Origin of the sequence: Bradyrhizobium yuanmingense, from assembly GCF_029167105.1 — a bacterium.
In the GTDB taxonomy this organism is placed as follows: Bacteria; Pseudomonadota; Alphaproteobacteria; order Rhizobiales; family Xanthobacteraceae; genus Bradyrhizobium; species Bradyrhizobium yuanmingense_A.
Genome location: NZ_JARFML010000041.1, coordinates 1 through 23,645, shown reverse-complemented (window position 1 = coordinate 23,645; position 23,645 = coordinate 1). Strand labels below are relative to the sequence as shown.

26 protein-coding genes and 1 pseudogene are annotated in these 23,645 nt (G+C 64.7%); 9 read left to right on the top strand and 18 right to left on the bottom strand.

The features are described 5' to 3' along the window. Positions 1 to 14 precede the first annotated feature (14 nt). Complete coding sequence (locus P0R31_RS34695; RefSeq protein ID WP_275519203.1) at positions 15 to 1,493, bottom strand: glycerol-3-phosphate dehydrogenase; 1,479 nt, start codon at positions 1,491 to 1,493, stop codon at positions 15 to 17. 138 nt (positions 1,494 to 1,631) lie between these two features. Next, positions 1,632 to 4,316 carry an EAL domain-containing protein gene (locus P0R31_RS34690; RefSeq protein WP_275519202.1) on the bottom strand — a complete coding sequence of 895 codons (2,685 nt, stop codon included), beginning with the start codon at positions 4,314 to 4,316 and terminating at the stop codon, positions 1,632 to 1,634. 202 nt (positions 4,317 to 4,518) lie between these two features. On the opposite strand from P0R31_RS34690, the gene P0R31_RS34685 reads away from it, so the two are divergent. Next, positions 4,519 to 5,643, top strand: a complete 1,125-nt coding sequence (locus P0R31_RS34685; RefSeq protein WP_275519201.1) for an NAD(P)/FAD-dependent oxidoreductase — start codon at positions 4,519 to 4,521, stop codon at positions 5,641 to 5,643. A gap of 146 nt (positions 5,644 to 5,789) precedes the next feature. Here the strand turns inward: P0R31_RS34685 and P0R31_RS34680 are convergent, their stop codons facing one another. Continuing rightward, positions 5,790 to 5,972, bottom strand: a complete 183-nt coding sequence (locus P0R31_RS34680) for a YdcH family protein (RefSeq protein ID WP_008546178.1) — start codon at positions 5,970 to 5,972, stop codon at positions 5,790 to 5,792. A 329-nt stretch (positions 5,973 to 6,301) separates the two neighbouring features. Between P0R31_RS34680 and P0R31_RS34675 the strand changes: the two genes are divergently transcribed. From P0R31_RS34675 to P0R31_RS34665, 3 genes are all read left to right on the top strand, one after another. Further along, positions 6,302 to 6,508 (top strand): YdcH family protein, encoded by a 207-nt coding sequence (locus P0R31_RS34675; protein WP_008546179.1) that lies wholly within the window; start codon positions 6,302 to 6,304, stop codon positions 6,506 to 6,508. Positions 6,509 to 6,637: 129 nt separating this feature from the next. Beyond that, complete coding sequence (locus P0R31_RS34670) at positions 6,638 to 6,856, top strand: hypothetical protein (RefSeq protein ID WP_275519200.1); 219 nt, start codon at positions 6,638 to 6,640, stop codon at positions 6,854 to 6,856. A 22-nt stretch (positions 6,857 to 6,878) separates the two neighbouring features. Next, on the top strand, positions 6,879 to 7,130 hold the full coding sequence (locus P0R31_RS34665; RefSeq protein ID WP_036021965.1) for a hypothetical protein: 252 nt from the start codon (positions 6,879 to 6,881) through the stop codon (positions 7,128 to 7,130). A gap of 1 nt (position 7,131) precedes the next feature. Here P0R31_RS34665 and P0R31_RS34660 read toward each other — a convergent pair. Continuing rightward, positions 7,132 to 7,840: pseudogene (locus tag P0R31_RS34660) on the bottom strand (GGDEF domain-containing protein). A gap of 142 nt (positions 7,841 to 7,982) precedes the next feature. Here P0R31_RS34660 and purE point away from each other — a divergent pair. Then, positions 7,983 to 8,471 (top strand): 5-(carboxyamino)imidazole ribonucleotide mutase, encoded by a 489-nt coding sequence (gene purE / locus P0R31_RS34655; RefSeq protein ID WP_275519198.1) that lies wholly within the window; start codon positions 7,983 to 7,985, stop codon positions 8,469 to 8,471. Continuing rightward, positions 8,468 to 9,574, top strand: coding sequence for a 5-(carboxyamino)imidazole ribonucleotide synthase (locus P0R31_RS34650; protein ID WP_275519197.1), 1,107 nt, complete (start codon positions 8,468 to 8,470; stop codon positions 9,572 to 9,574). The genes purE and P0R31_RS34650 overlap by 4 nt, the downstream gene beginning before the upstream one ends. A gap of 46 nt (positions 9,575 to 9,620) precedes the next feature. On the opposite strand, the gene aqpZ is transcribed toward P0R31_RS34650, so the two are convergent. After that, positions 9,621 to 10,343 carry an aquaporin Z gene (aqpZ, locus tag P0R31_RS34645; protein WP_275519196.1) on the bottom strand — a complete coding sequence of 241 codons (723 nt, stop codon included), beginning with the start codon at positions 10,341 to 10,343 and terminating at the stop codon, positions 9,621 to 9,623. 261 nt (positions 10,344 to 10,604) lie between these two features. On the opposite strand from aqpZ, the gene rpsU reads away from it, so the two are divergent. Together rpsU and P0R31_RS34635 are read left to right on the top strand one after the other, a co-directional pair. Further along, positions 10,605 to 10,901, top strand: coding sequence for a 30S ribosomal protein S21 (gene rpsU, locus P0R31_RS34640; protein ID WP_008546194.1), 297 nt, complete (start codon positions 10,605 to 10,607; stop codon positions 10,899 to 10,901). 101 nt (positions 10,902 to 11,002) lie between these two features. Next, complete coding sequence (locus tag P0R31_RS34635) at positions 11,003 to 11,653, top strand: tetratricopeptide repeat protein (RefSeq protein ID WP_275519195.1); 651 nt, start codon at positions 11,003 to 11,005, stop codon at positions 11,651 to 11,653. Positions 11,654 to 11,679: 26 nt separating this feature from the next. Here P0R31_RS34635 and P0R31_RS34630 read toward each other — a convergent pair whose 3' ends face one another. The 13 genes from P0R31_RS34630 to P0R31_RS34570 form a co-directional block, all read right to left on the bottom strand. After that, the gene (locus P0R31_RS34630) at positions 11,680 to 12,585 is read right to left on the bottom strand and encodes a hypothetical protein (protein ID WP_275519194.1); all 906 of its coding nucleotides are present in this window, start codon (positions 12,583 to 12,585) and stop codon (positions 11,680 to 11,682) included. Between the two features lie 93 nt (positions 12,586 to 12,678). Next, the gene (locus P0R31_RS34625) at positions 12,679 to 12,963 is read right to left on the bottom strand and encodes a cupin domain-containing protein (protein WP_275519193.1); all 285 of its coding nucleotides are present in this window, start codon (positions 12,961 to 12,963) and stop codon (positions 12,679 to 12,681) included. A 12-nt stretch (positions 12,964 to 12,975) separates the two neighbouring features. Further along, on the bottom strand, positions 12,976 to 14,073 hold the full coding sequence (locus tag P0R31_RS34620) for a calcium:proton antiporter (RefSeq protein ID WP_275519192.1): 1,098 nt from the start codon (positions 14,071 to 14,073) through the stop codon (positions 12,976 to 12,978). A gap of 49 nt (positions 14,074 to 14,122) precedes the next feature. Beyond that, entirely contained in the window at positions 14,123 to 14,491 is a 369-nt protein-coding gene (locus tag P0R31_RS34615; protein ID WP_275519191.1) for a sodium:proton antiporter, read from the bottom strand. Then, a complete protein-coding gene (locus tag P0R31_RS34610; protein ID WP_275519239.1) occupies positions 14,451 to 15,248 on the bottom strand; it encodes an alpha/beta hydrolase in 798 nt (265 codons plus the stop codon). The genes P0R31_RS34615 and P0R31_RS34610 overlap by 41 nt, the downstream gene beginning before the upstream one ends. Before the next feature lie 128 nt (positions 15,249 to 15,376). Beyond that, on the bottom strand, positions 15,377 to 15,547 hold the full coding sequence (locus P0R31_RS34605) for a hypothetical protein (protein WP_275519190.1): 171 nt from the start codon (positions 15,545 to 15,547) through the stop codon (positions 15,377 to 15,379). A gap of 13 nt (positions 15,548 to 15,560) precedes the next feature. Beyond that, on the bottom strand, positions 15,561 to 16,958 hold the full coding sequence (locus P0R31_RS34600; RefSeq protein WP_275519189.1) for an NAD(P)(+) transhydrogenase (Re/Si-specific) subunit beta: 1,398 nt from the start codon (positions 16,956 to 16,958) through the stop codon (positions 15,561 to 15,563). Between the two features lie 39 nt (positions 16,959 to 16,997). Beyond that, entirely contained in the window at positions 16,998 to 17,315 is a 318-nt protein-coding gene (locus P0R31_RS34595; RefSeq protein ID WP_035998681.1) for a proton-translocating transhydrogenase family protein, read from the bottom strand. Positions 17,316 to 17,327: 12 nt separating this feature from the next. Next, positions 17,328 to 18,455, bottom strand: a complete 1,128-nt coding sequence (locus P0R31_RS34590; RefSeq protein WP_275519188.1) for a Re/Si-specific NAD(P)(+) transhydrogenase subunit alpha — start codon at positions 18,453 to 18,455, stop codon at positions 17,328 to 17,330. Positions 18,456 to 18,595: 140 nt separating this feature from the next. After that, positions 18,596 to 18,748: an aa3-type cytochrome c oxidase subunit IV gene (locus P0R31_RS34585; RefSeq protein ID WP_035998674.1), complete on the bottom strand. Its 153-nt coding sequence runs from the start codon at positions 18,746 to 18,748 to the stop codon at positions 18,596 to 18,598. Between the two features lie 97 nt (positions 18,749 to 18,845). Continuing rightward, positions 18,846 to 19,232 (bottom strand): type II toxin-antitoxin system death-on-curing family toxin, encoded by a 387-nt coding sequence (locus P0R31_RS34580; RefSeq protein WP_275519187.1) that lies wholly within the window; start codon positions 19,230 to 19,232, stop codon positions 18,846 to 18,848. After that, the gene (locus tag P0R31_RS34575) at positions 19,229 to 19,495 is read right to left on the bottom strand and encodes an AbrB/MazE/SpoVT family DNA-binding domain-containing protein (protein ID WP_275519186.1); all 267 of its coding nucleotides are present in this window, start codon (positions 19,493 to 19,495) and stop codon (positions 19,229 to 19,231) included. Before P0R31_RS34575 ends, P0R31_RS34580 begins: the two co-directional genes overlap by 4 nt. Positions 19,496 to 19,573: 78 nt before the next feature. After that, positions 19,574 to 21,511 (bottom strand): M3 family oligoendopeptidase, encoded by a 1,938-nt coding sequence (locus P0R31_RS34570; RefSeq protein ID WP_275519185.1) that lies wholly within the window; start codon positions 21,509 to 21,511, stop codon positions 19,574 to 19,576. Between the two features lie 127 nt (positions 21,512 to 21,638). Between P0R31_RS34570 and P0R31_RS34565 the strand changes: the two genes are divergently transcribed. Further along, positions 21,639 to 23,135, top strand: coding sequence for a sigma-54-dependent transcriptional regulator (locus P0R31_RS34565; protein WP_275519184.1), 1,497 nt, complete (start codon positions 21,639 to 21,641; stop codon positions 23,133 to 23,135). The last annotated feature ends 510 nt before the right edge of the window (positions 23,136 to 23,645 follow it).

The following is a 23,645-nucleotide window of genomic DNA, read 5'->3' as shown; positions in this document are numbered from 1 at the left end:
GGATCGTGTTTAGCTCAACCGGCTCGGGGTGAATCGTTCACACCCGCCATGAACGCCGCTAGCGCCTCACAGTCCGCCCCGGGCATGGTCAGGCCCAGCTTGGAACGGCGCCACAGAACGTCATCCGGAAACCGCGCCCATTCGTGGGCCATGAGATAGCGCACCTCGGCGCCGGTCAACTCGGGGCCGAAGGCAGGGCCGAGCTCTTCGCGTGTCGTTGCTTCACCGAGCACGGCCGTCAATCGCGAGCCATAAGCCGCGACCAGGCGCTGGGCTTCCGGCTCGGACAGAAAACGCCAGCGCTCGCGTGCGAGGTCGACCTCGGTGTCGAAACGATCCCAGGCGAAATCTCCACCGGGCAGCACAGCGCCCGCGGTCCAGGGCGGCGACATCGGGTAGAACGGCGTCAGCTTCGTCACCGCACGCTCGGCGCGCCGGCGCGCGGTGGTGACGTCGCCGCCGAACATCGTGATCAGCGGCGCCTTGCGCCGACGCGCGTGGAACAGGGTCGTGCCGTCACCTCCTCGCGCCGCCGCCGGCCTCAAATTGACGCCAGAGACCGTCCGGACCACGTCGACCGGGGCGATGCGCTCGCGGAAATAGCGGCTGGCCGCTTCGCAGAGATAGCTGACGTCGGATCCGGCCATCGCCACGATCGCGGGATCTCCGGTGAAATCGTGCGTGACCGTGCCGATCAGCGTGAACGCGCGTTCGAACGGGCTCGCGAAGATCAGCCGGCCGTCGCTGTTCTGGAACACGTAGACGTTGTCCGAGTCGAACAGCCTGGGCACGACGATCTGGCTCATCTGCATGGCCGTCGCGGCAGGCTGCGGCTGGCGCAGGACCGTCTCCGCGACGATCGATGTCCAGGCGCCACTGGTATTGGCCAGCGCCCTTGCTGTAACGGAGCGGCGGTGGCCGCGATCGACCACGGCGAGCCGCCAGATGTCGGTTCGGTCGGCACGCACGCAGCGCGCCCCGGTCCGGATCGTCGCACCACGCTCGGCGGCGTCCAGCGCCGTGAGCACGACAAGGCGGGAATCGTCGACGATACAGTCCGAATATTCGAACGCCGTGCCGAACGGGCGCTTCAGCGCGTTGCCGACCGGGTGATGGGTGATGTCGAGGGTCGTCGATCCGGGCAGGCCGCTCCGGCCGGAGAGGACGTCATAAAGAAACAGGCCGGCCCGCAGCAGCCACGGCGGACGCTCGTCCACATGCGCGGGAATCACGAAACGCATCGGCCGCACCAGATGCGGCGCGATGGCGAGCCAGGTCCGGCGCTCGGCCAGTGCCCGGCGCACCCGCCAAAAACCGCGGCGCTCCAGCACCGAGAGATCGCCGTGGATCAGCCGCGGTGTGGCCGACGACGCCGCGCCGCCGAGATCGCCCTGCTCGAACAGGATCACCCGCAGGCCGCGGCCCGCCGCATCGCGGGCGAGGCTGACGCCGTTCAGGCCGCCGCCGATGATCGCGAGGTCGTAATCCGCCATAAAGCCGTCGAATGGGAGCGAAGCACTCCCATCACTAGAGCCATTTCCGTTCCGATGAAATCGGAACGGTGGCTCTAGATTCATATTCTGACGCGTTTTCTTGACGCGAGCCGGTGTCCACTTCGCTGGAAAACGGCTCTAACCGGTCTTCAGCGCAAGCTCCATGGCTTCGACGCGGCCGACGAGCCCGGCATATTTGCCGATCGGCAAAGGCTTGCCGAGCAGATAGCCCTGCACCCCGTCACAGCCTTCTTTGGCGAGGAAGGCGAGCTGGTCGAGCGTCTCGACGCCCTCGGCGATGATCGACATTTCGAGGCCGTGGCCGAGGTCGATGACGGCGCGCACGATCGCCGCCGATTGCGGATTGCGGCCGAGATTGATGATGAAGGCGCGGTCGATCTTGATCTTGTCGAACGGGAACGCCTGGAGATAGCTCAGCGAGGAATAGCCGCTGCCGAAATCGTCCATGGAGATGCGCACGCCGAGCGCCTTCAGGCGGCGCAGCAGCGCAAGGCCGCGATCGAAATCCTCGATCAGAACCCCCTCGGTGATCTCGAGCTCGAGCCGGCCGGGTGCAAGGCCCGTCTCGATCAGGATCGAATGGACGAGGCCGACCACGTCGCCGTGCATGAACTGCGCCGGCGACAGATTGACCGCGACCTGCAGCGGCTTCGGCCAGGACGCCGCCTCGCGGCAGGCCTCGCGCAGGATCCACTCGCCCATCTCGACGATGAGGCCGCTCTCCTCGGCGATGGGAATGAATTCGGCCGGCGAAACCTGGCCGCGCACGGGATGCTGCCAGCGCGCCAGCGCCTCGAAGCCGATGATCTCGCTCTCGGCGACGCTGTGGCCCGCGGCCCCCTGCGGCTGGAAGGCGAGCGAGAGCTCGCCGTTCTTGACCGCCATGGACAGGTCCTGGTGCAGCACGCGGCGGTCGCGGATCTGCTGGTCCATCTCGGGCTGGTAGAGGCTGATCGTGCCGCGCGACTTCTGCTTGGCGCGGAACAGCGCCGCGCCGGCATTGGCGAGCAGCGAGGCGCCATCGGTGCCATTGTGGGGGAAGACCGACATGCCCGTAGTGATGCCGGCGCGGACCGGCCGGCCGTCGATCTGAAAATCCTTCGCGACGGCTTCGCCGATCTGCTGCGCCAGCGCGAGGCCGCCCTGGGGCTGCTTGCCGTCGATGATCAGGCCGAACTCGTCCCCGGACAGGCGCGCCACCACGCCGCCGCGTGCGGAATCCTGGAGCCGATGGGCGACCTCGATCAGGAGCTTGTCGCCGAGCGCATGGCCGAAGACGTCGTTGACCTCCTTAAGGCCGTCGAGGTCGACGCAGAGCACGGCGAACTCCTCGCCGGTGCCCTCGCAAGCCTCGATCATCTGGGTCAGAGCCTGCAGGAAGGCGGCGCGATTCGGCAGATCGGTGAGGCCGTCGTGATAGGCCATGTGCGCCATGCGCGACTCGGTCTGCCGGCGGTCGGTGACGTCCTCGTGGGTCTTGATCAGATATTGCGGCTCGCCGGCATCATTGACCACGGTGGCGCGGCGAGTCAGGAACAGCCGCAGGCCGCCCTTGGTGGAGATCGGATGCTCCTCGGTGATCATCCCGCGCTTCTTGATCGCGGCCTCGTCGCGCGCGACGATCAGCTTGGCTTCCTTGGCGTTGAAGATGTCGGACGCGGTCAGGCCGGTGGCTTCCTCGCGCCTGCGGTTGAGGATCGTCTCCGCGCTGCGGTTGGCGAGCAGATAGCGGCCGTCCTTGACCTGCTCCACGATCAGCGCAACCGGGATGTTGTCGACCACGAGCTCGAGGAACTTCTTGGTGCTCTCCAGCTCCTGCGACAGCGAGCGGCGGTCGGTGATGTCCTCGAACAGGATGAGCAGAAATTCGGGCTTGTTGCTCTCGTTGCGGACCACGATCCGGATCGAGGCGACCATGCGCCGCGCACCGGCACGATCCACCTCGAACTCATTGCGGTGCTGGCCATCCGGTGAATTGAGCGCCGCCTGGTCAGCGGCCTCGATGCTGGCCGCCGAGGCCGACGCAAACAGCTCCCGTGCATTCCTGCCGACGGCGAAGTCCCGCGACAATCCCCAGAACTTCTCATAGGCGCTGTTGGCGAAGATGTAGCAGCCGTCCTCGATGTTCTTGGCCGCCACGCAGGCCGGCACATGATCGAGCACCGATTCCAGGAATTGCTTGGTGGAGGCGAGCTGCCGCGACAGGTTGCGCTGCTCGGTGACGTCGAGGTGGGTCGCCACCGAGCCGCCGTTCGGCAACACGAAATACTTCACCAGGATGGCCCGTCCGTCCGGCAGTTCCGTGGTCAGGCCATTGGCGCTCGATGCCTTCGCGTAAAATTCGTCATCGGTGACGCCGAGCACTCCGCGCTCGCGGCGCAGCCTCAGAATGTCGTAGCCGGTCATGTTGGGCCGGAGGTCGGATCGCGCCAGGCCATAGATCTCGAGATAGCGGTCGTTGCAGAAGATGACGCGGCGCTGCGCATCCGTCATCACCACGCCCTGGTTGAGGTTGTTCATGGCGGAGGAGATGAAGGCGTTGCGCCGCAGCTGCAAACGCCTGGAGCGGCGCAGCGAGGAATGGATCCACAGCCCGATCGCGGCGAGGAACGAGCAGACCACGATGCCCGCGATCAGGGCTTCCCAGATCACGCCGGGATCAAGCGTGGTGAGATCGCCCGGAACGGCAAGGCTGTCCGATGCCGCAAAGGCGCGCGCAGGCGCGCCCGCACCGGCCAGGCATAGGAGGGCCCGCACAGCAATCGAAAGCGTGCTGCCCACGTGCCAGTTCTTCTCAGCCATCAGCCACCCGCGATTTCAACGTCGGATTGTCTGGCCTAGCGGGTTTGGATCGGGTAAACGCCTGTGGGCACAACAGAATAATGTGACGTGAAATACGGCAATTGCCCTGACATGATAAACGACTTCTTAACGGAAGCCCCGCCTGCGTCGCCGCATCCGGACCATGCGCCACCCGTGCTTCCAACTGGAATCCTGCACAACCATGGATAGGGTCGATTGCGTCGTTATCGGAGCTGGGGTGGTCGGGCTCGCGGTGGCCCGGAAGCTCGCCCAGGCCGGGCGCGAGGTGATCGTGCTCGAGGAAGCCGAGGCGATCGGCACCGTCACCTCGTCGCGCAACAGCGAGGTGATCCATGCCGGCATCTACTACCGGGCCGGGAGCTGGATGGCGCGCATGTGCGTGGCAGGCAAGCACGCGCTGTACCGCTACTGCGCCGAGCGCGGCATCCCGCACAAAAATTGCGGCAAGCTGATCGTCGCGACCAGCCCGAAGGAGACCGAGAAGCTGCAATCGATCAAGGCGCATGCCGAGGCCAACGGCGTGCTCGACATGCAGCTGCTCTCGGGCGAGGCCGCACGCGCGCTGGAGCCGGCGCTCGCCTGCGACGCCGCGCTGCTGTCACCGTCGACGGGCATCATCGACAGCCACGCCTACATGCTCTCGCTGCGCGGCGAAGCCGAGGACGCCGGCGCAGCTTTCGCGTTTCACACCCCGCTGATCCGTGCCAAGGCGGCGGCCGGCCTCATCGAGATCGATGCCGGCGGCGAGGCACCGATGACGCTGCAATGCAGCCTCCTCGTCAACGCCGCGGGGCTGTCGGCAACGCATGTGGCGCGCAGCATCGACGGCATGCCGCTGGACCGGATTCCGCCGGCCTATCTCGCCAAGGGAAACTACTTCAGCTGCAACGCCAAGGCGCCGTTCTCGCGCCTGATCTATCCGGTGCCCGAGCCCGGCGGCCTGGGCGTGCACCTGACGCTGGACATGGCAGGACAGGCGCGCTTCGGGCCTGACGTCGAATGGATCGAGACGATCGACTACGAGGTCGATCCGTCACGCGCCGAGCGCTTCTATCCCGCGATCCGCAAATACTGGCCGACGCTGCCTGACGGCGCGCTGATGCCGAGCTATTCGGGCATCCGCCCGAAGATCGTGCCGCCGGCCGTGGCCACCCAGGATTTCTTGATGCAGGGCCCGCGCGATCACGGCGTTGCAGGCCTGATCAATCTGTTCGGCATCGAATCGCCGGGACTGACGTCCTCGCTCGCGATCGCCGATCACGTCGCCGAGCTCGCAGAGATCGAGAGCGTTTCGAGAAGCGGATAAGTGGGCGCGTCGAGAACCACGGGTCAAAGCAAGAGTGAGCGCCGCACAACTGTGTTGCACGGTGCACACCTTGCAGCAGGGATGAGCACGGATGCTCTCATCCCTGCGTGAAGGACGTGATCAACTCTACACTGTCACGGGGGTTACTAGTGGAGCGTGTCGCCAGATTGCTTCAGACGCTCGATCTGGTCCTTGACCATCAACTTCCGGCGCTTCAACTCAACAATTTGCAGGTCGTCTGTTGAAAGGTGCACGAGAGCTTCGTGCAATTCGTTTTCGAGAAGTTTGTGCTTCCGTTCCAATTCAACGAGATGTGCCTGAATTGTCATTCGAAACCTCCTCGGTAGGGTTGAACCTTTAGGATTCGATCCGGACGACCAAGTCTACATCACCGATTCGTCCTGTCGATGGGTATCCGTCGTCGCAGCGTCATTTTTGAAAGTTCATATGTAACGAAGCGTGACTAAGGAACCACGCCGGAAAAATCCATGATATCAATACGCCGGCGCACCGCCGCAGCTCCTTGCAGAAATATGTTGCGGGAGATCGGCGACGGGGGATCGCAGATCGCTTGCGATCACGCGGCGCAAGGACGATAATTTCCACAGGGCATCCACAGCCCGGATCTCACGCCTATCGGTTTTCGGCCACCGCAGACATGACCAATGAAGATGAGCGTGAGCTCGAAGCCGAGCTCACCCGGTTGCAGCAGGAACACCGAGATCTTGATGCGGCGATCGATGCGTTGCATCAATCGCCCGCCCCCGACCTGTTGCGGTTACAGCGCCTGAAGAAGCGCAAGCTGTTGTTGCGCGACCGCATCGCGTTCATTGAAGACCAGATTACCCCCGACATCATCGCCTGAGCGTGAGCCGGTCTTGAGCGCGTCCGCCGCTTCCGAATCCGCTTGACTCGATAAGAACAAAAGAGGAACATTCATAGGCGCCCCAACACCTCAGAGAACGCCCGAGCACGAGACACGAGGACAACGCAGATGTCAGCAACCGCCCTTTTCGACAACAGCCATTACGAACAGGCCTGCGATCAGGCGATCGCGATGTGCGACGGCAATCTGCGCAGCACCATCAAAGCGCTGATCATGGCCAACGAATATCTGGAAGCCGAGCTGGAGGAATTGCAGGCGGCGATTTCCGCCGGCTGCATTCCGGAGATCTCGTGCAGCAAGATGCGGAGCAAGAGCAGCGCCGCATAATCTTCAACATTGGAGCAACGCCATGTCGGATGTGACCTATTACGTTGCAATGCCCTTCTTGATCGATGACGACGGATCACCCGTCGCAGGCGCGGCAGAGGAGTGTCAGTCCTCGACGGCGGCGCTGCGACGCGCAGAGATGCTGGCGCGCGGCGCCGGACATATCGGCGCAATCGCGTTCAGCCGCAGCGGCGATCCCATGACGGGCGAATTCGGCGACGCGACGCTGCTGCGCAAGTTCGGCAACGTGCCGGAAGATCTTGCCACCCTCTAGACTAGCGCTCGCCGCCGACCAGCCTGATCCGCCACCTCGTGCCGGCGGCTCGCCTTGCGCACATACATGGCCGCATCCGCCTCCTCCAGGGCGCGGCCTGCAGCGGATTGCGGACCGAGCAGCGCGACGCCGGCCGAGGCGCCCGCGGTCACGTGCTGGCCGCGAAAAACGAATGACAATTCGTCGATCGCCTGCTCCAAGGCCGCGGCCTTCGCCTTGGCATCGGTCTCGCTGAGATTCCAGAGCAGCAGCGCGAACTCGTCGCCCCCGAGCCGGCCGACCACGTCGGAGGCGCGCACCTGTCGCGTCAGCGTGGCGACGATCGCCCTGAGCACCTCATCGCCGGCGGCATGACCGAAGGAATCGTTGATCGGCTTCAGCCGATCGACGTCGAGCACGATCAGCGCCCCGCTGGCACGATAGCGCTTCATATAGGCGATGGCGCGCGCGAGCTCGCGCTCGAAACCGCGCCGGTTGGGAATCCCGAGCAGGAAATCGGTATCGGCGGCCGCCTCGAGCTCCGAGATCCGCAGCAGTGCCGCCTTGAGCTTGCTCCTGAGGCCGCGGATGATCGCCTTGCCGTCATCGGCAGCCGGCGCTCTGCGCAAGGCCGGTTTGGCCGCGCGGCTCGAAACGGCTTTGGATCGGGCGGCGCTCATGTTCCGGCCCTTTCTGGCCTTCGCAGGGCTCGCCCTTTTCGGTTTCTTCATGGGCATCCTGCTCAATGAAGGCTTGCGGGGATTCACCAAGACAGGATAGTGGATTCCCTTCTCCTTGCCACCGCCTTGCGAGCCGCCGGCCGGAATCATTAATCTGGCCTATCTCTCTGTTTTTCTGGGCACAATTGACGTCATGACCGCGCCGATCGCCATCATCATGGGAAGCCAATCGGACTGGGACACGATGCGGCACGCCGCCGACACGCTTGACGCGCTCGGCATTGCTGCCGACAGCCGCATCGTCTCGGCCCACCGCACGCCCGACCGGCTGTTCGCATTCGCCAAGGGTGCCAAGGCCGCAGGTTACAAGATTATCATCGCCGGCGCCGGTGGCGCGGCCCATCTGCCCGGCATGACGGCGGCCCTGACGGAACTCCCGGTGTTTGGCGTTCCCGTCGAATCCAAGACACTCAAGGGCGTCGATTCGCTCTATTCGATCGTCCAGATGCCCGCGGGCATTCCGGTCGGCACCCTCGCCATCGGCAAGGCCGGCGCGATCAATGCCGCGCTGCTGGCAGCCGCTGTGCTGGCATTGTCCGACCCGGCCCTGTCGGATCGCCTCGCCGCCTGGCGCAAGGCCCAGACCGAGGCGGTCGCCGAGCGGCCGGAGGACAAGGCGTGACTGACACCAGGCACGTGAAGCTGAAGCCCGGTGACACCATCGGAATCCTCGGCGGCGGACAATTGGGCCGGATGCTTGCCATGGCCGCGGCGCGACTCGGCCTGCGCTGCCAGGTGTTCTCGCCCGATCCGGATTCGCCGGCCTTCGACGTCGTGCTGAACGCGACCTGCGCCGAATATGCCGACGTCGAGGCGCTCGAATTGTTCGCGCATGATGTCGACGTCATCACCTACGAATTCGAGAACGTGCCGGCGGCAGCCGCGCTGGTATTGGACGCGCGCCGCCCGGTGCTGCCCAACCGCAAGATCCTCGAAACGACCCAGGACCGGCTCGCCGAGAAGGATTTCGTGACGAAGCTCGGGATCGGCACTGCCGCCTACGCCGACGTCACCTCCGTCTCCTCGCTGCGCGAGGCGATCGCCAGGATCGGCCTTCCGGCGGTGCTGAAGACCCGCCGCTTCGGCTATGACGGCAAGGGCCAGGCCATCATCCGCGAGGGCGACGACATCGCGAAAGTGTGGACCAGCCTCGCCACCAAATCGGCGATCCTGGAGGCCTTCGTGCCCTACGAGCGCGAGATCTCCGTGATCGCCGCGCGCGCGGCCACGGGCGAGGTCGAGTGCTTCGACGTCACCGAGAACGAGCACCGCGACCACATCCTGAAGATATCGCGTGCGCCCGCGCCGATCCCTGACGCGCTCGCCGAGGAGGCGCGCAGCATCGCGAGCAAAATCGCAAGCGCGCTCGACTATGTCGGCGTGCTCGCGGTCGAAATGTTCGTGCTGGCAGGCGGCAACGGACCGAAGGTGCTGGTCAACGAGATCGCGCCGCGCGTGCACAATTCCGGGCACTGGACGCTCGACGGCGCCTCCGTCTCGCAGTTCGAGCAGCACATCCGTGCCATCGCCGGCTGGCCGCTCGGCAAGCCGGTGCGCCACGGCGAGGTCGTCACCATGACCAATTTGATCGGCGACGAGATCAACGATTACGAAAAGTGGCTGAGCGTGCCGGGCGCGACCGTGCACATCTACGGCAAGGGCGCGCCGCGCCCCGGGCGCAAGATGGGCCACGTGACCGAAGTCAGGCCGCCCCGGGACAAGTGACGGGATCGCAGCAAGAGCTGCAATCCCGCCGGGTGATTGTGATTAGTTACGCCGTCTTCACGCCCGCAACGATGCCGGTGGGCTCCTCGCTGAGCCAGCGATAGATCACCCCGCCGAGCGCGCCGCCGATCAGCGGCGCGACCCAGAACAGCCACAGCTGCGACACCGCCCAGCCGCCGACGAACAACGCCGGGCCGGTGCTGCGCGCCGGGTTCACCGAGGTGTTGGTGACGGGAATGCTGACGAGGTGGATCATCACCAGCGCGAGCCCGATCGCCAGCGGTGCAAATCCCGCCGGCGCGCGCCCATGGGTCGCCCCCATGATGATGAACAGGAACATCATGGTCATCACCACCTCGGTGAGGAAGCACACGATCATGCTGTACTGGCCGGGCGAATGCGCGCCATAGCCGTTGGAGGCAAAGCCCTTGCCGACGTCGAAGCCGGGCGCTCCGCTCGCAATGACATAGAGCAGCCAGGCGGCAATGATCGCGCCCGCCACCTGAGCGACGATGTAAGGCAGAACCTGCCCCGCCGGAAAACGGCCACCGGCGGCAAGACCGACCGTGACGGCCGGGTTGAGATGGCAGCCGGAGATATGGCCGATCGCGTAGGCCATGGTGACGACGCTCAATCCAAAGGCCAGGGACACGCCGACCAGCCCGATCCCGACCTGCGGGAAGCCGGCGGCGATCACCGCGCTTCCGCAGCCCGCGAATGTGAGCCAGAAGGTGCCGATGGCTTCGGCAGCATATTTTTTGACGTCCATTGTGGTCCCCTCATTGCAAAAGATTCCAGAACGAAGTTCCGGCGCGGCCCCGTTCTCGGCGCCAAACCGCCCAAATCGGGGCCGCATGGAGGTGTTTTCGCCGCATTTAATGGCCGAACTTGGCCCAAAAACCCGCTGGGCCGGTGGACATCTGCGGTTTTGTCTGATACATCCGCGCGCTCAAGGTTAAGGGCTTGCGCGTTTCGCCATCCCCTTTGACTTACCAGAATTCAAATCCGATCCACCTGAAGAGGATGCCGCGTGCAGGTTCTCGTTCGCGATAACAATGTTGATCAAGCCCTCAAGGCGCTGAAGAAGAAGATGCAGCGCGAGGGAATTTTCCGCGAGATGAAGCTCCGCGGTCACTACGAGAAGCCCTCCGAGAAGAAGGCCCGCGAAAAGGCCGAGGCCGTGCGCCGCGCGCGCAAGCTGGCCCGCAAGAAGCTGCAGCGCGAAGGCCTGCTGCCGATGAAGCCGAAGCCGGTGTTCGGCGCCGGCCCGGGCGGTGATCGCGGCGGTCGTGGCGGTCCCGGCGCAGGTCCGCGCGGACCGCGCTGAGCCGATTCAGCGAGACTCTAGTTTTCGATGACGCGGGCCCCAGGCCCGCGTTATTGTTTTGAGGACTTGTCGGATCAAGCTCTAGCGCGAGCCAACCGTAGATGGCCTCCCCTTTCTCCCAGCGCGGCCTTCCGCGACGGCGCCGGATCTGGCAGCCGCCGCTCGCGGCGGCCCTGACGGGGATCGTGCTGGGCGGCTGCTCGTTCGATCTGGGATCGCTGATGCCGGAGAAGGACAAGCCGCAGGAGGCCCCCAAGGCCGCCGCGCCGGCCGAGAGCGCAGTGAGCGCCGGCAACGTCACCGAAGCCCAGGCCCATACGGCGAAGGCTCAGTCCCTGGCGAGGTCGGGCGAGACCGCGGCAGCGCTCGACGAGTTCAATCGCGCGGTTGGCCTCGATCCCTACAATGCGCAGGCGCTCTATGGCCGCGCCCTGATCTACCAGGGCAACAACCAGCACGACTTCGCGATCGCCGATTTCAGTGCCGCCAGCGGACTCAACCCGCAAAAGGCCGAGCCGCTGCTCGGCCGCGCCAACAGCTATCTCGCGCTCGGCAAGGTCAAGGAGGCCGCAGCCGATCTCGATGAAGCCTCCGAGGCCGATCCGAACAACGCCCAGGTCTGGACCGCGCGCGGTCAGGCCTATGAGCGGCTGGGCGACAAGGCCAAGGCGGCGGCGTCCTACACCAAGGCGGTTGCGCTTCGTCCACGCGACGAACCCGCCCGCAGCGGTCTCGCTCGCGTCGGCGGCTGACGGTTTGGCGGAGGCTGAGCGGAGCTCTAGTCGGGCGTGGCGTTCTTGGGCAGAACGGCGTTAAACATCGACTTCATGCCCGACAGCATCTCGTCGGCGACATTGGTCTTCTTCGGCCGCGGCAGGGCGGCGCCCGCATCGGCACGCAGGTCGAGCGGCGGCGCGATGATCGGCACGGGAATGTCGGCCGGCGGCGTCACCCGATTCGGATCGTCATTGCCGATCGAGGCCGTGTAGGGCGGATTGGAGCCCCCATTGCCATAGGCCTCGGGTGAGGGCGTCGAGACATTGATCGGCGGCGGCAGCGGACGGACCGGGGACGGCTCCACATTCACGACCCGCGGGGCCTCCGGCGTGCGGGCGGCGTCCCGCACCGCAGGCTCAGCCGGCTTGGTCTCCGACGCGCGAGCCTCGGCAGGCTTGGTTTCCGACGACCTGGCCTCGGCAGCCTTGCCCTCGGGCGACTTGCGCAGGCGCTCGATCGCAGCACGCGCCAGATCGTTGGCGTCGGGAGCCGGGGAAGCCGCCGTCGGGGCCGAATTGGCCTCAACCACGGGAGCAGAAGCAGCCGGTGCGGATTTCGCCGCGGCCTTGTCGCGGGCAGAGGGACGGCCGCGCGGGCCGGTCTCAGCGGGAGCCACGTCTGCGGCCTTGGTCTCGGCGGCCGGCGGATGATCGGCCGGCTTCTCGACCGCCGCCTTGTCCGTCACGCTCTTCTCGGGGATGCCCTTGGCCTTGACGCCGGGGGCGGGAAGGTTGGCGGTATCGGTGGGTTTGCCGTCGCTGCCGGTCTGGGCAGGCGCGGTCACGGCGGCTGGGGTGTCGGCGGCCGGCTTGGCGTTGATGTAATGATTGACGATGTAGGCCCCGATGATCGTCGCGAGCACCGAGGGGAAAATATCCATCGAAATTTTTGCGAGGTATTTCAGCATTCCGACCACACTCCCCGCGCGACCTGATGCGGGAACTTTAGGGCATTGTGAGGGATCAACTGCGACGGATCGATGGCAAACGGTGGTGAGACCCTAGCGTTTCAGCTCAATTTCAAGGAACACGATCTCAGTTGAGGTTTCGTTAAGTACGTCATGCTGGACGCCGGCCTTGCGGAAATAGGATTTCCCGGCGGCAAGCTGCGCCTTGGACCTTTCGCCATTGGGCGCGACGATGGTCATCTCGCCGGCGGCGACCGGAACGATCACATAGTCCATGCCATGGGTGTGATGGCCGGTGGCGCTGCCGGGCGCAAGCCGCCATTCGGTCACCCGGACCTCTTCGTTGTCGATCTGAACCTCGGACTTGGCGGCAAGCACTGGGAGCTCCTTCTAGGGTACGAAAACCATGAACACGTAGACGGCAAATACCACCATGTGCACCAGGCCGAACAGGACATTGGTCCTGCCCGTACCGAAGGTCAGCATGCTCAGGAAGAAGGTCAGCAGCAGGAGCACGCTGCCCTGGGCGCCGAGGCCGAGCTCGAGCTCCTTGTCGAGCGCATAGGTGGCGACGCCGACGGCAGGAATGGTCAGGCCGATGGTCGCCAGCGACGATCCCAGAGCGAGGTTGATGCTCTTCTGGAGGTCGTTTTTGCGCGCCGCCGCGACGGCCGCAACGCCCTCGGGCATCAGGATCAGCAGCGCGACCAGGAGGCCGGCGAAGGCCGGTGGCGCGCCGATCCTGGCGCCCACGGCATCGACCACCAGCGAGAACTTCTTGGAAAGCAGCACGACCGCCAGCAGCGAGACCAGGAGCAGCAGCACGGTGAGCACGAGTGCCCCTGCCGACCCGTGCGCCGCCCCGCCCTCGCCGACGGCACGGTCATGCACGAAGTAGTCCTTGTGCAGGACGGTCTGGGTATAGAGGAACACGCCGTACAGCGCCAGCGTGACCACGTCGACGAAGCCGAGCTGGACCGCCGAATAGACCGGCCCCGGCGTGGTGGTGGTGTAGTTCGGCAGGATCAGCGTGATGGTCGCGAGCGCGAACAGGACGCTGAGATAGACGTTGGCGCCGGAGAGCTGAAAACCCTGCTCGCGATAGCGCAGGCCGCCGATGAAGATGCAGAGTCCGACGAGGCCGTTGCAGACGATCATGACCACGGCGAACACGGTGTCGCGGGCCAGTGCCGGGACGGGCTTTTCGCCCAGCATGATTGTGGTGATCAGCGCGACCTCGATGATGGTCACCGAAAGCGTCAGCACCAGCGTGCCATAGGGTTCGCCGACCCGTTCCGCGATCACCTCGGCATGATGAACCGCGGCGAACACCGTGCCGAACAGGATGACCAGGAGCACGACGGCGAAGGCGAGCCCGCCGAGCGACAGCGTGAACACATAGTCCGTCGCGCTGACGGCTGCGAACAGCAGCACGGCCAGCCCCGGGAAGATCCAGGCCGATCGGGGCATCGGACTATGCGCGCTCATCCACCACTTCCATTTGCTTGAATGAGCAGTAGCAAATCAGGCGCGAGATTCAATGCCAGTGCAGGATCGGCGCCACCGGCAGCAGCGTCAGCAACAGGAACAGCGGGATCAGCACGGCGCCGGCGCGCAGGAGATAACCGAAGAAGCTCGGCATCGCGACGCCGTTCTCGCGGGCGATGCTGCTCACCATGAAGTTCGGCGCGTTGCCGATATAGGTGAGCGCTCCCATGTAGACGGCCCCCATGGAGATCGAGACGAGCGTGCCCGGGAGCTGATGCATCGCCGCACCGTCGAGGCCGGTCGCCGCAAGCGCGTTCTGCGGCAGAAACGTCAAGCAGGAGACGACGAGCGCGGGGATGTAACGTTGAGCCAAGCGGTCAGCCGCCAATGAAGCCTCTCGCCGTTTCGATCGCGCCATATTGATCGAGATCGTCGTGCCCGCCGCCCTCCATGCGAACGAACCGCTTGGGTTCGCCGGCGAGTGCGAACAGACGCTCTCCGAAGACGATCGAAATGACATGGTCATTGGTGCCATGCATGACGAGCAGCGGCACTGTGACGCGCGACATGCGCTGGTCCGAATGGAAGGGGTCGCGCATCAGGAGGCGGACCGGAACGAACCAGAACGATGCCCCCGCAATGTCGGCCGTCGACGTATAGGGCGTCTCCAGGATGAGTTTTCCAATCCGATGCTCCGAGGCGAGCGCGACCGCGACGCCCGTCCCGAGCGAAAAGCCCCAGGCGACGATTCGTTCCGCCGCATAGCGCGCGGTGGTGAATACGTAGGCGGCTGCAGCGTCGCGCAGCAGGCCCTGTTCGCTCGGCATCCCGCTCGAGCCGCCATAACCGCGATAGGACAGCGCAACGAGGCCGGTGCCGTCAGCGGTCATCGCCTTGAAACGGCCGACGCGGCCGGCGAGAAAATCGCCATTGCCGTGGAAGTAGAGGATCACGGAACGACCGGGCTTGGCCGGCACGTGCCAGACGATGACCTGCTCGCCATCAGACGTGGTCAGGACATGCTCTTCGGCCTCGGGAAGGCCCGCAGCATCGGGGGCGGTGCGGCCGACGGGCGGGATCGGAAACAGCATCTCGCGCTGGCGGACATACAGCACGAGAAGACCGGCGAGATAGACGGTCACGAGCAGGATGGCGATCCACTTGACGATGGTCATCATGTGCGCGGCCGCCCCCGATCCAGACTAAAGCGCGACGGGATTTAGATGAATCGCCGTAGCGCTTTAGCTTGTTGTTTGCGCATGATCTTTCCGGAAAACCGCTTCGCACTTTTCCGGATCATGCTTTAGGGCTTGCGCTGGCTCCGCAGCAATTTCATGACGTCGGCGCGGATGCTGGCGGGGACGTCCCGACAGCCGCACGCCGCCTTGTGGGCTGCGTGCAAGGCGATGCGCTGCTCGCGCGTCGCCTTGGGCGGCATGCGATGGGACCGGTGCCATTCCTTGTTGATGGCCACAGTCCCTCCCGCGTTACATCGCCTTGACGATGTTCTCGGTGACCTTCTTGGCGTCGCCGAGCAGCATCATGGTGTTGTCGCGGTAGAACAGCGGATTGTCGATGCCGGCATAGCCAGAGGCGAGCGAGCGCTTGATGAACATCACCGTGCCGGCCTTCCAGACCTGGAGCACCGGCATGCCGTAGATCGGCGAGGACTTGTCCTCTTCGGCCGCCGGGTTGGTGACGTCGTTGGCGCCGATCACGAAGGCGATGTCGGCCTGCGCGAATTCGCTGTTGATGTCCTCGAGCTCGAACACCTCGTCATAGGGCACATTGGCTTCCGCGAGCAGAACGTTCATGTGACCGGGCATGCGCCCCGCCACCGGGTGAATGGCGTATTTCACCTCGACGCCTTCCTTCTTCAGGATGTCCGCCATCTCGCGCAGCGCGTGCTGGGCCTGCGCCACCGCCATGCCGTAGCCGGGCACGATGATGACCTTGGAGGCGTTCTTCATGATGAAGGCGGCATCGTCCGCCGAGCCGAGCTTGGCGGGCTTCTGCTCGCCCGTAGCGCCGCCAGCCGCAGCGGTCTCGCCGCCGAAGCCGCCGAGGATGACCGAGATGAAGGACCGGTTCATCGCGTGGCACATGATGTAGGACAGGATCGCGCCGCTCGATCCGACCAGCGCGCCGGTGATGATCAGCGCGGAATTGCCGAGCGTGAAGCCGATGCCGGCGGCCGCCCAACCCGAATAGGAGTTCAGCATCGAGATCACGACCGGCATGTCGGCGCCGCCGATCGGGATGATCATGAGCACGCCGAGCACCAGCGCGATGATGGTGATCAGCCAGAAATCGACCGCGCTGCCGGAGCGGACCAGGCCGACGACGAAGAACACCAGCGCGAGCGCCAGTGCGATGTTGATGGCGTGGCGGAACGGCAGGATGATCGGCGCACCGCTCATGCGGGCGGACAGCTTGAGGAACGCGATCACCGAGCCGGTGAAGGTCAGCGCGCCGATGGCGACGCCGAGCGACATCTCGACCAGGCTGGAGGCATGGATGTTGCCGGGCGTGCCGATGTCGAAGGCCTCCGGCGCGTAGAACGCGCCGGCAGCGACCAGCACCGCGGCCATGCCGACCAGCGAGTGGAAGGCGGCGACCAGTTCCGGCATCGAGGTCATCGGCACGCGGCGGGCGATCACCGCGCCGATGCCGCCGCCGATCGCGACCGCGAGGATCACGAGGACCCAGGCCACGCCATCCGCCGGCGGATGGCTCGCCAGCGTGGTGGCGACCGCGATCGCCATGCCGATCATGCCGAACAGATTGCCCTGGCGCGAGGTTGCCGGGCTCGACAGCCCGCGCAGCGACAGGATGAACAGCACCCCCGCCACGAGATACAAGAATGCAGAGAGATTGGCGCTCATCTCAGGTCCCCATTGATCCCTTCAGCCCGAGGTGGCCGCTTACTTCGACTTCTTCTTGTACATCGCCAGCATGCGCTGGGTGACAAGGAAGCCGCCGAAAATGTTCACGCAAGCGAAGACGAGCGCGACGAAGCCGAAGCCGCGCGCCCAGCCCGAGCCGCTCGAAACCATGCCGACGCCGACGGCGAGCAGCGCCCCGACCACGATCACCGAGGAGATCGCGTTGGTCACGCTCATCAGCGGCGTATGCAGCGCCGGCGTCACCGACCACACCACGAAATAACCGACGAAGACGGCGAGGACGAAGATCGACAGCCGGAAGATGAAGGGGTCGACGACCTGTGCAGCGTGCTCCATGGCGATCTCTCCTTAAGCTTTCGGCTGGAAGTTCGGGTGGATCACGGCGCCGTCCTTGGTCAGCGCGGTGGCCTTGACGAGCTCGTCGTCCCAGTTCACGGCGAGCTTCTTCTCCTTCTTGTCGACCATGGTCTCGATGAAGGAGAACAGATTGCGGGCATAGAGGCTGGAGGCCGAGGCCGCGACGCGGCCGGCGACGTTGGTGTAGCCGACGATCTTGATGCCATCGAGGTCGACCACTTCGCCGGGCTTGGCGCCCTCGACATTGCCGCCGCGTTCGACGGCGAGGTCGACCAGCACCGAGCCGGGCTTCATCGACTTGACCATGTCGGCACTGACGAGCTTCGGCGCCGGGCGGCCCGGAATCAGCGCAGTGGTGATGACGATGTCCTGCTTCTTGATGTGCTCGGCGGTGAGCGCGGCCTGCTTGGCCTGGTATTCTTTCGACATTTCCTTGGCGTAGCCGCCCGCGGTCTGCGCGTTCTTGAACTCTTCGTCCTCGACGGCGAGGAATTTCGCGCCGAGGGATTCCACCTGCTCCTTGGTGGCGGGCCGCACGTCGGTCGCGGTCACGACGGCGCCGAGACGGCGCGCGGTCGCGATCGCCTGGAGGCCGGCGACGCCGACGCCCATCACGAACACCTTTGCGGCTGGCACGGTGCCGGCTGCGGTCATCATCATCGGAAAGGCGCGGCCGAAGGCTTCGGCGCCCTCGATCACGGCGCGGTAGCCGGCGAGGTTGGCCTGCGAGGACAGCACGTCCATCACCTGCGCTCGGGTGATGCGCGGCATCAATTCCATCGCGAAGGCGGCGATGCCGGCATCGGCCATCGTCTTCAGCGCGGCATCGTTGCCGTAGGGGTCCATGATGGCGATGACGAGGGCGCCGCGCTTGTACTGCGCCAGCTCGGATGCCTCAGGGCGCTTCACCTTGATGATGATGTCGGCGTCCTTGAGCGCGTCAGCGCTGACGGTGGCGCCGGCCGCGGTGAATTCGGAATCCGGAAGCCCCGATTTGATGCCGGCACCCGGCTCGACGGCGATCTCGGCGCCCAACGCCTTGAACTTCTTCACCGTATCAGGCGAAGCGGCGACCCGCGGCTCCGACGGATCTATTTCTTTGGCAACGGCGATCTTCATAGGCCCTCCGGCGACGCGGACAAAAACGCGCACGCGAACTTAGCGTTACTCCCGCAACGTTTGGATACCGGTTTTGAAACCGGCTTGTATGCAAATTTAATGAGCAGCCGCCGGCGTTGGCGGATGCAGCCGACGATGGATCAGGTCAGAAAGACCGCCATCAGGATCACGATGAGCGCGACCGAGACCGTGCCGTACTTCACCAGCTTGATGAAGCCCTCATAGGTCTGCTCGTGGGCAACGTAGTCGTTGCCGTCGGCGGTGGTGTACGCCACTTCGCTATGGTCAGCCATGGAATGTCCCCAGTCGAACGTCGAATTCTCGGGCTGGGATACCTGAAAGATTTAGACAGGGCAACGGCACCGAGGCGGGGTTTTCCCGCAAATCGGGTCATTTGGAATTCCAATTGTCCCGGATCCATCGCGTCAGACTCTCCTCACTGACTTCGCCGGCGGCGAGAGAGAGGATGATCGCCGCGGCTTCTGCCTCGGGCACAACGAAGTCGATGCCGTTCACGCCGAGAAACGTGTACAGCGCCAACAGAGACGTGCGTTTGTTGCCGTCGACGAACGGACGGTTGCGGGCAATACCGAAGGCGTACGCTGCGGCCAATTCAGGAAGATCGGCGTTCTCGTAAGACCATTTGTTTCTTGGCCGATCAAGCGCGGATTCGAGCATGCCTTCGTCCCGAAGGCCGCTTGCACCGCCATGGATCGCCAGCTGTTCGTCGTGGATCGCAATGATGATCCGACGCGTCAGCCAGAACGGCTCGCTCATTTGGCAAGTTCGGCGAGGGCGTTGTGATAACGCTTCATTCCTCGCCGCGCGATTTCCATCGCTTTTTCGAAGTCAGGATCATGCGGCGTCAACAAGACGCCACCGTCCGATTGCTCGACCGGAAACAGCTTGTCGCCCTCTTTAAGATTCAGGCGAGCTGCGAGCTCCTTCGGCAGGATAACGCCGATGGAATTGCCGATCTTGCGCACCTGAAGCACGGTGGAGTCGCTCTTCAGGTCCTTGGGGTCCGCGTTCTCGTTCATGGCCGCACCTCGTTATACATCTGTATAACATCCATTCCGGAAATGTTCAACAAATGTATTACGGGCCGGCCGGCGCGCTCACCCCATCGCCTCCAGCTCGTCGATCATGCCCGCGATGACGCTCAAGCCGCCGTCCCAGAACTTCGGGTCCTTGGCATCGAGCCCGAACGGGCGCAGCAGCTCGGAATAGTGCTTGGTGCCGCCGGCGGCGAGCATGTCGAGATAGCGCTCGGCGAAACCCTCGGCCGCGTTCTCATAGACCGCATAGAGCGAGTTCACGAGACAGTCGCCGAAGGCGTAGGCGTAGACGTAGAACGGCGAATGGATGAAGTGCGGGATGTACATCCAGTAGTTCTCGTAGCCCGCCTTGATCTCGATCGCTGGTCCCAGGCTCTCGCCCTGCACCGACAACCAGATCTCGCCGAGCCGCGTCGCGGTGAGCTCGCCGTTCTTGCGCTCGGTGTGGACCGCGCGCTCGAAGGAATAGAATGCGATCTGCCGCACCACGGTGTTGATCATGTCCTCGACCTTGCCGGCGAGCAGCGCCTGGCGCTGCTTCGCGTTTTTGGTCTGGGCCAGCAGCCGCTTGAAGGTGAGCATCTCGCCGAACACGCTCGCAGTCTCCGCCAGAGTCAGCGGCGTCGGCGCCATCAGCGCGCCGTTCCTTGCCGCGAGCACCTGATGGACGCCATGGCCGAGCTCATGCGCGAGCGTCATCACGTCGCGCGGCTTGCCCTGGTAGTTCATGAGCACGTAAGGGTGCGCCGACGGCGTGGTCGGATGCGAGAACGCACCGGGCGCCTTGCCCGGCCGCACCGGCGCGTCGATCCAGCGGTCGGTGAAGAAGCGCTCGGCGATATCGGCCATTTTGGGCGAGAAGCCGCGATAGGCCGTCAGCACCATGCTGCGCGCCTCCGGCCAGGCGATGACATCGGTCGCCGCAAAAGGCAGCGGCGCGTTGCGGTCCCAATAGGCCAGCCGCTTCTTGCCGAACCATTTCGCCTTCAGCGCATAATAGCGATGCGACAGTTTCGGATAGGCTGCGCGAACCGAGGCGACCAGCGCATCGACGACCTCGCGCTCGACGCGGTTGTTCAGATGGCGGGAATCGGCCACGTCCTTGAAGCCGCGCCAGCGGTCGGAGATGTCCTTGTCCTTGGCGAGCGTGTTGGTGATCAGCGCAAAGGTGCGCTCATTGGCCTTGAAGGTCTTCGCCAGCGCCTCCGCCGCGCTCTTGCGCTTGGAGCCGTCCCGGTCCTGCAACAGGTTGAGCGTCGGCTCGATCGCGAGCTCCTTGGTGCCGACCTTGAAGCGCAGGCCGGAGATGGTCTGGTCGAACAGCCGGTTGAAGGCGGAATAGCTGGTCTGCGCCTTCTCCAGGAAAAGCTGCTCGAGCTTGTCCTCGAGCTGGTACGGCTTCTCCTTGCGCAGATCCTCGATCCAGGGACGGTAGTGCGCGAGCTCGGCGGCCTGCATCGCGCGATTCAAAATATCGTCATCGATCCGGTTGAGCTCGAGCGCGAAGAACAACAGATGCGTGGACGCCGCCGTCAGCCGCTCCGACAGGTCGCCGTAAAACTTTGAAATCGCAGGGTCCACGCTGTCGCCGGCATGGACGAGGCCGGCATAGGAGCCGAGACGGCCGGCGAGATCGTCGATCGCCTCATAGCGTCGCACCGCCTCGGCGAGCCACTTTCCGCCATCTTCGTTTGCTGTCCCTGTCGCCAGCTTGCCCTTGTAGTCCGTCTCGAAGGCGACGCAGTCGGCATCCAGCTTTTCGAGATCGCGCGCCACCTCCGGCGCCGCGATCCCGGAATAGAGGTCGGCCAGGTTCCACTCCGGAAGCTTGCCGGTCTTGCTCGCAGCTTTGGAGGATGCAGCTTTGGAGGGTCTTGCCTTGGCGGCGGATTTTTTGGTGCTTGGCTTGCGGAGAGCGGGCTTGCTGGGGGCGGACTTCTTGAGAGCGGTCTTGTTCAAGGCAGACTTGTTCGAGGCAGATTTGGAGCGCGAATTCATTGTGTGGGAAACCTGTGTTCAACAATCGCGGCGGCAGGCGGGGGCATCAAGGTTTAAGCGTGCGTTAATCGGCTTCGGCCAGAGTGCCCCGATTCGAGACAGATAGTAGTAGCGTGCGGGGAACACCATGGCTGCCAGTATTTTGATCGCCGACGACGACGCTGTAGCCCGCCGGCTGGTCGAGAACATGGTGCAGAAATGCGGCTATGAGACGGTCGTCGTGGACTCCGGTGACGCCGCAATTGCCGCCCTCACCATCCCCGACGGACCGGCCATCGACGCCGTCATCCTCGACCTCGTCATGCCCGGCCTCGACGGCATGGGCGTATTGGCGAAGATCCGCGAAGCCGGCCTGAGCGTCCCCGTCATCGTGCAGACCGCCCATGGCGGCATCGACAACGTGATCTCCGCGATGCGCGCGGGCGCGGCCGATTTCGTCGTCAAGCCGGTCGGCGTCGAGCGGCTCCAGGTCTCGCTTCGCAACGCGCTCAACACGTCCGCGCTCAAGGGCGAATTGCAGCGCATCCGTCACAGCCGCGAAGGACGGCTCACCTTCTCCGACATCATCACCCGCTCCGAAGCGATGACGGGCGTGATGCGCGCCGCCCAGAAGGCGGCAAACTCCGCGATCCCCGTGCTGATCGAGGGCGAGTCCGGCGTCGGCAAGGAGATGTTCGCGCGCGCCATCCATGGCACCGGCGAGCGCAAGGCCAAGCCGTTCGTTGCGGTCAATTGCGGCGCAATTCCCGATAACCTCGTCGAGTCCATCCTGTTCGGCCATGAGAAGGGCGCCTTCACCGGGGCCACCGAGCGGCACACGGGCAAGTTCGTCGAGGCTCATGGCGGCACGCTGTTTCTGGACGAGGTCAGCGAGCTGCCGCTGACGGCGCAGGTGAAGCTGCTGCGCGCGCTCCAGGAAGGAGCTGTGGAATCGGTCGGCGGCCGCAAGCCGCTCAAGGTCGACGTCCGCATCATCTCGGCCACCAATCGCAAGCTGCTGGAGCGGGTCAAGCAGGGACATTTCCGGGAAGACCTGTTCTACCGGCTGCACGTGCTGCCGCTGACGATCCCCTCGCTCCGCGCGCGGCGTGAGGACATCCCGCACCTGCTCAGGCATTTCATCGCGCGCTTTGCCGCCGAGGAGAACCGCCCGATCACCGGGATCAGCGGCGAGGCGGTGGCCCATCTTGCCCAGCTCGACTGGCCCGGCAACATCCGCCAGCTCGAGAACGCGGTCTATCGCGCCGTGGTGATGAGCGACGGGGACCAGCTTGGTCTCGGTGACTTCCCCCTGCTCGCCTCGCAGGCGCATCCCATCACGGATATTCCGACCGCCCCGCTGTTGCTCGAGCCGGCGGCGACGCCCTCCTTGGTGTCGGGTAATGAAATACCAATCGCCCCGCTCCCCGCGGTGGGAACGCTCTCCATGCTCACTACGACCGGGGATGTCCGCCCGCTGGAGGACATGGAGAACGAGATCATCCGTTTCGCGATCTCGCATTATCGCGGCCAGATGTCCGAAGTAGCTCGCCGCCTCAAGATCGGCCGCTCGACGCTCTACCGCAAACTCGACGAGGCTGGGGTTCCCGGGCATGGCGGCAAAAGCGGCGAGGAGACGCACTGAGCCCAGTGCGAACGAAGCTTCGCGCGGCGGTGCGAGACCGGTTCTAAGCCGTTCGCGTGACGACGGAATTCGTCTGCGATTGAACCGTGACTTGGAAGTGACAGACAGAGGGAAAAGCGCGTGGCAGAACCGTACAATCCGTTGCCAAGAGGCTCCCTTGAAGTCAGTTTGTCGTGAGTTGTCCCGGGTAGCGCTGGCTGCAAAATCGGGGCCTGTATATCGTCTGCGTCAGAATCGTTGCGTGCAGGCGTGCAACTTTCGAGAGGCCGGCGCGGTTTAGCCGAAACTCATCATAGGCGATAACGAAGCTGTTCCGCGAAGGAACAGTTCACCCGAGGGGTGCGACACAATGCTTGACTGTTTGAACCATCGTGTGGGCTTTGACCGTGTCTTGATGACGGTCGCGGCGACCTTCCTCACGGTGTCGGCCAGCTCGGCCCTGGCGCAGGATCTGCCGCGCAGCAGCGCCGCGGAACTCGCGATCGAAGCCGCGATCCCGCGCCCCGAGCC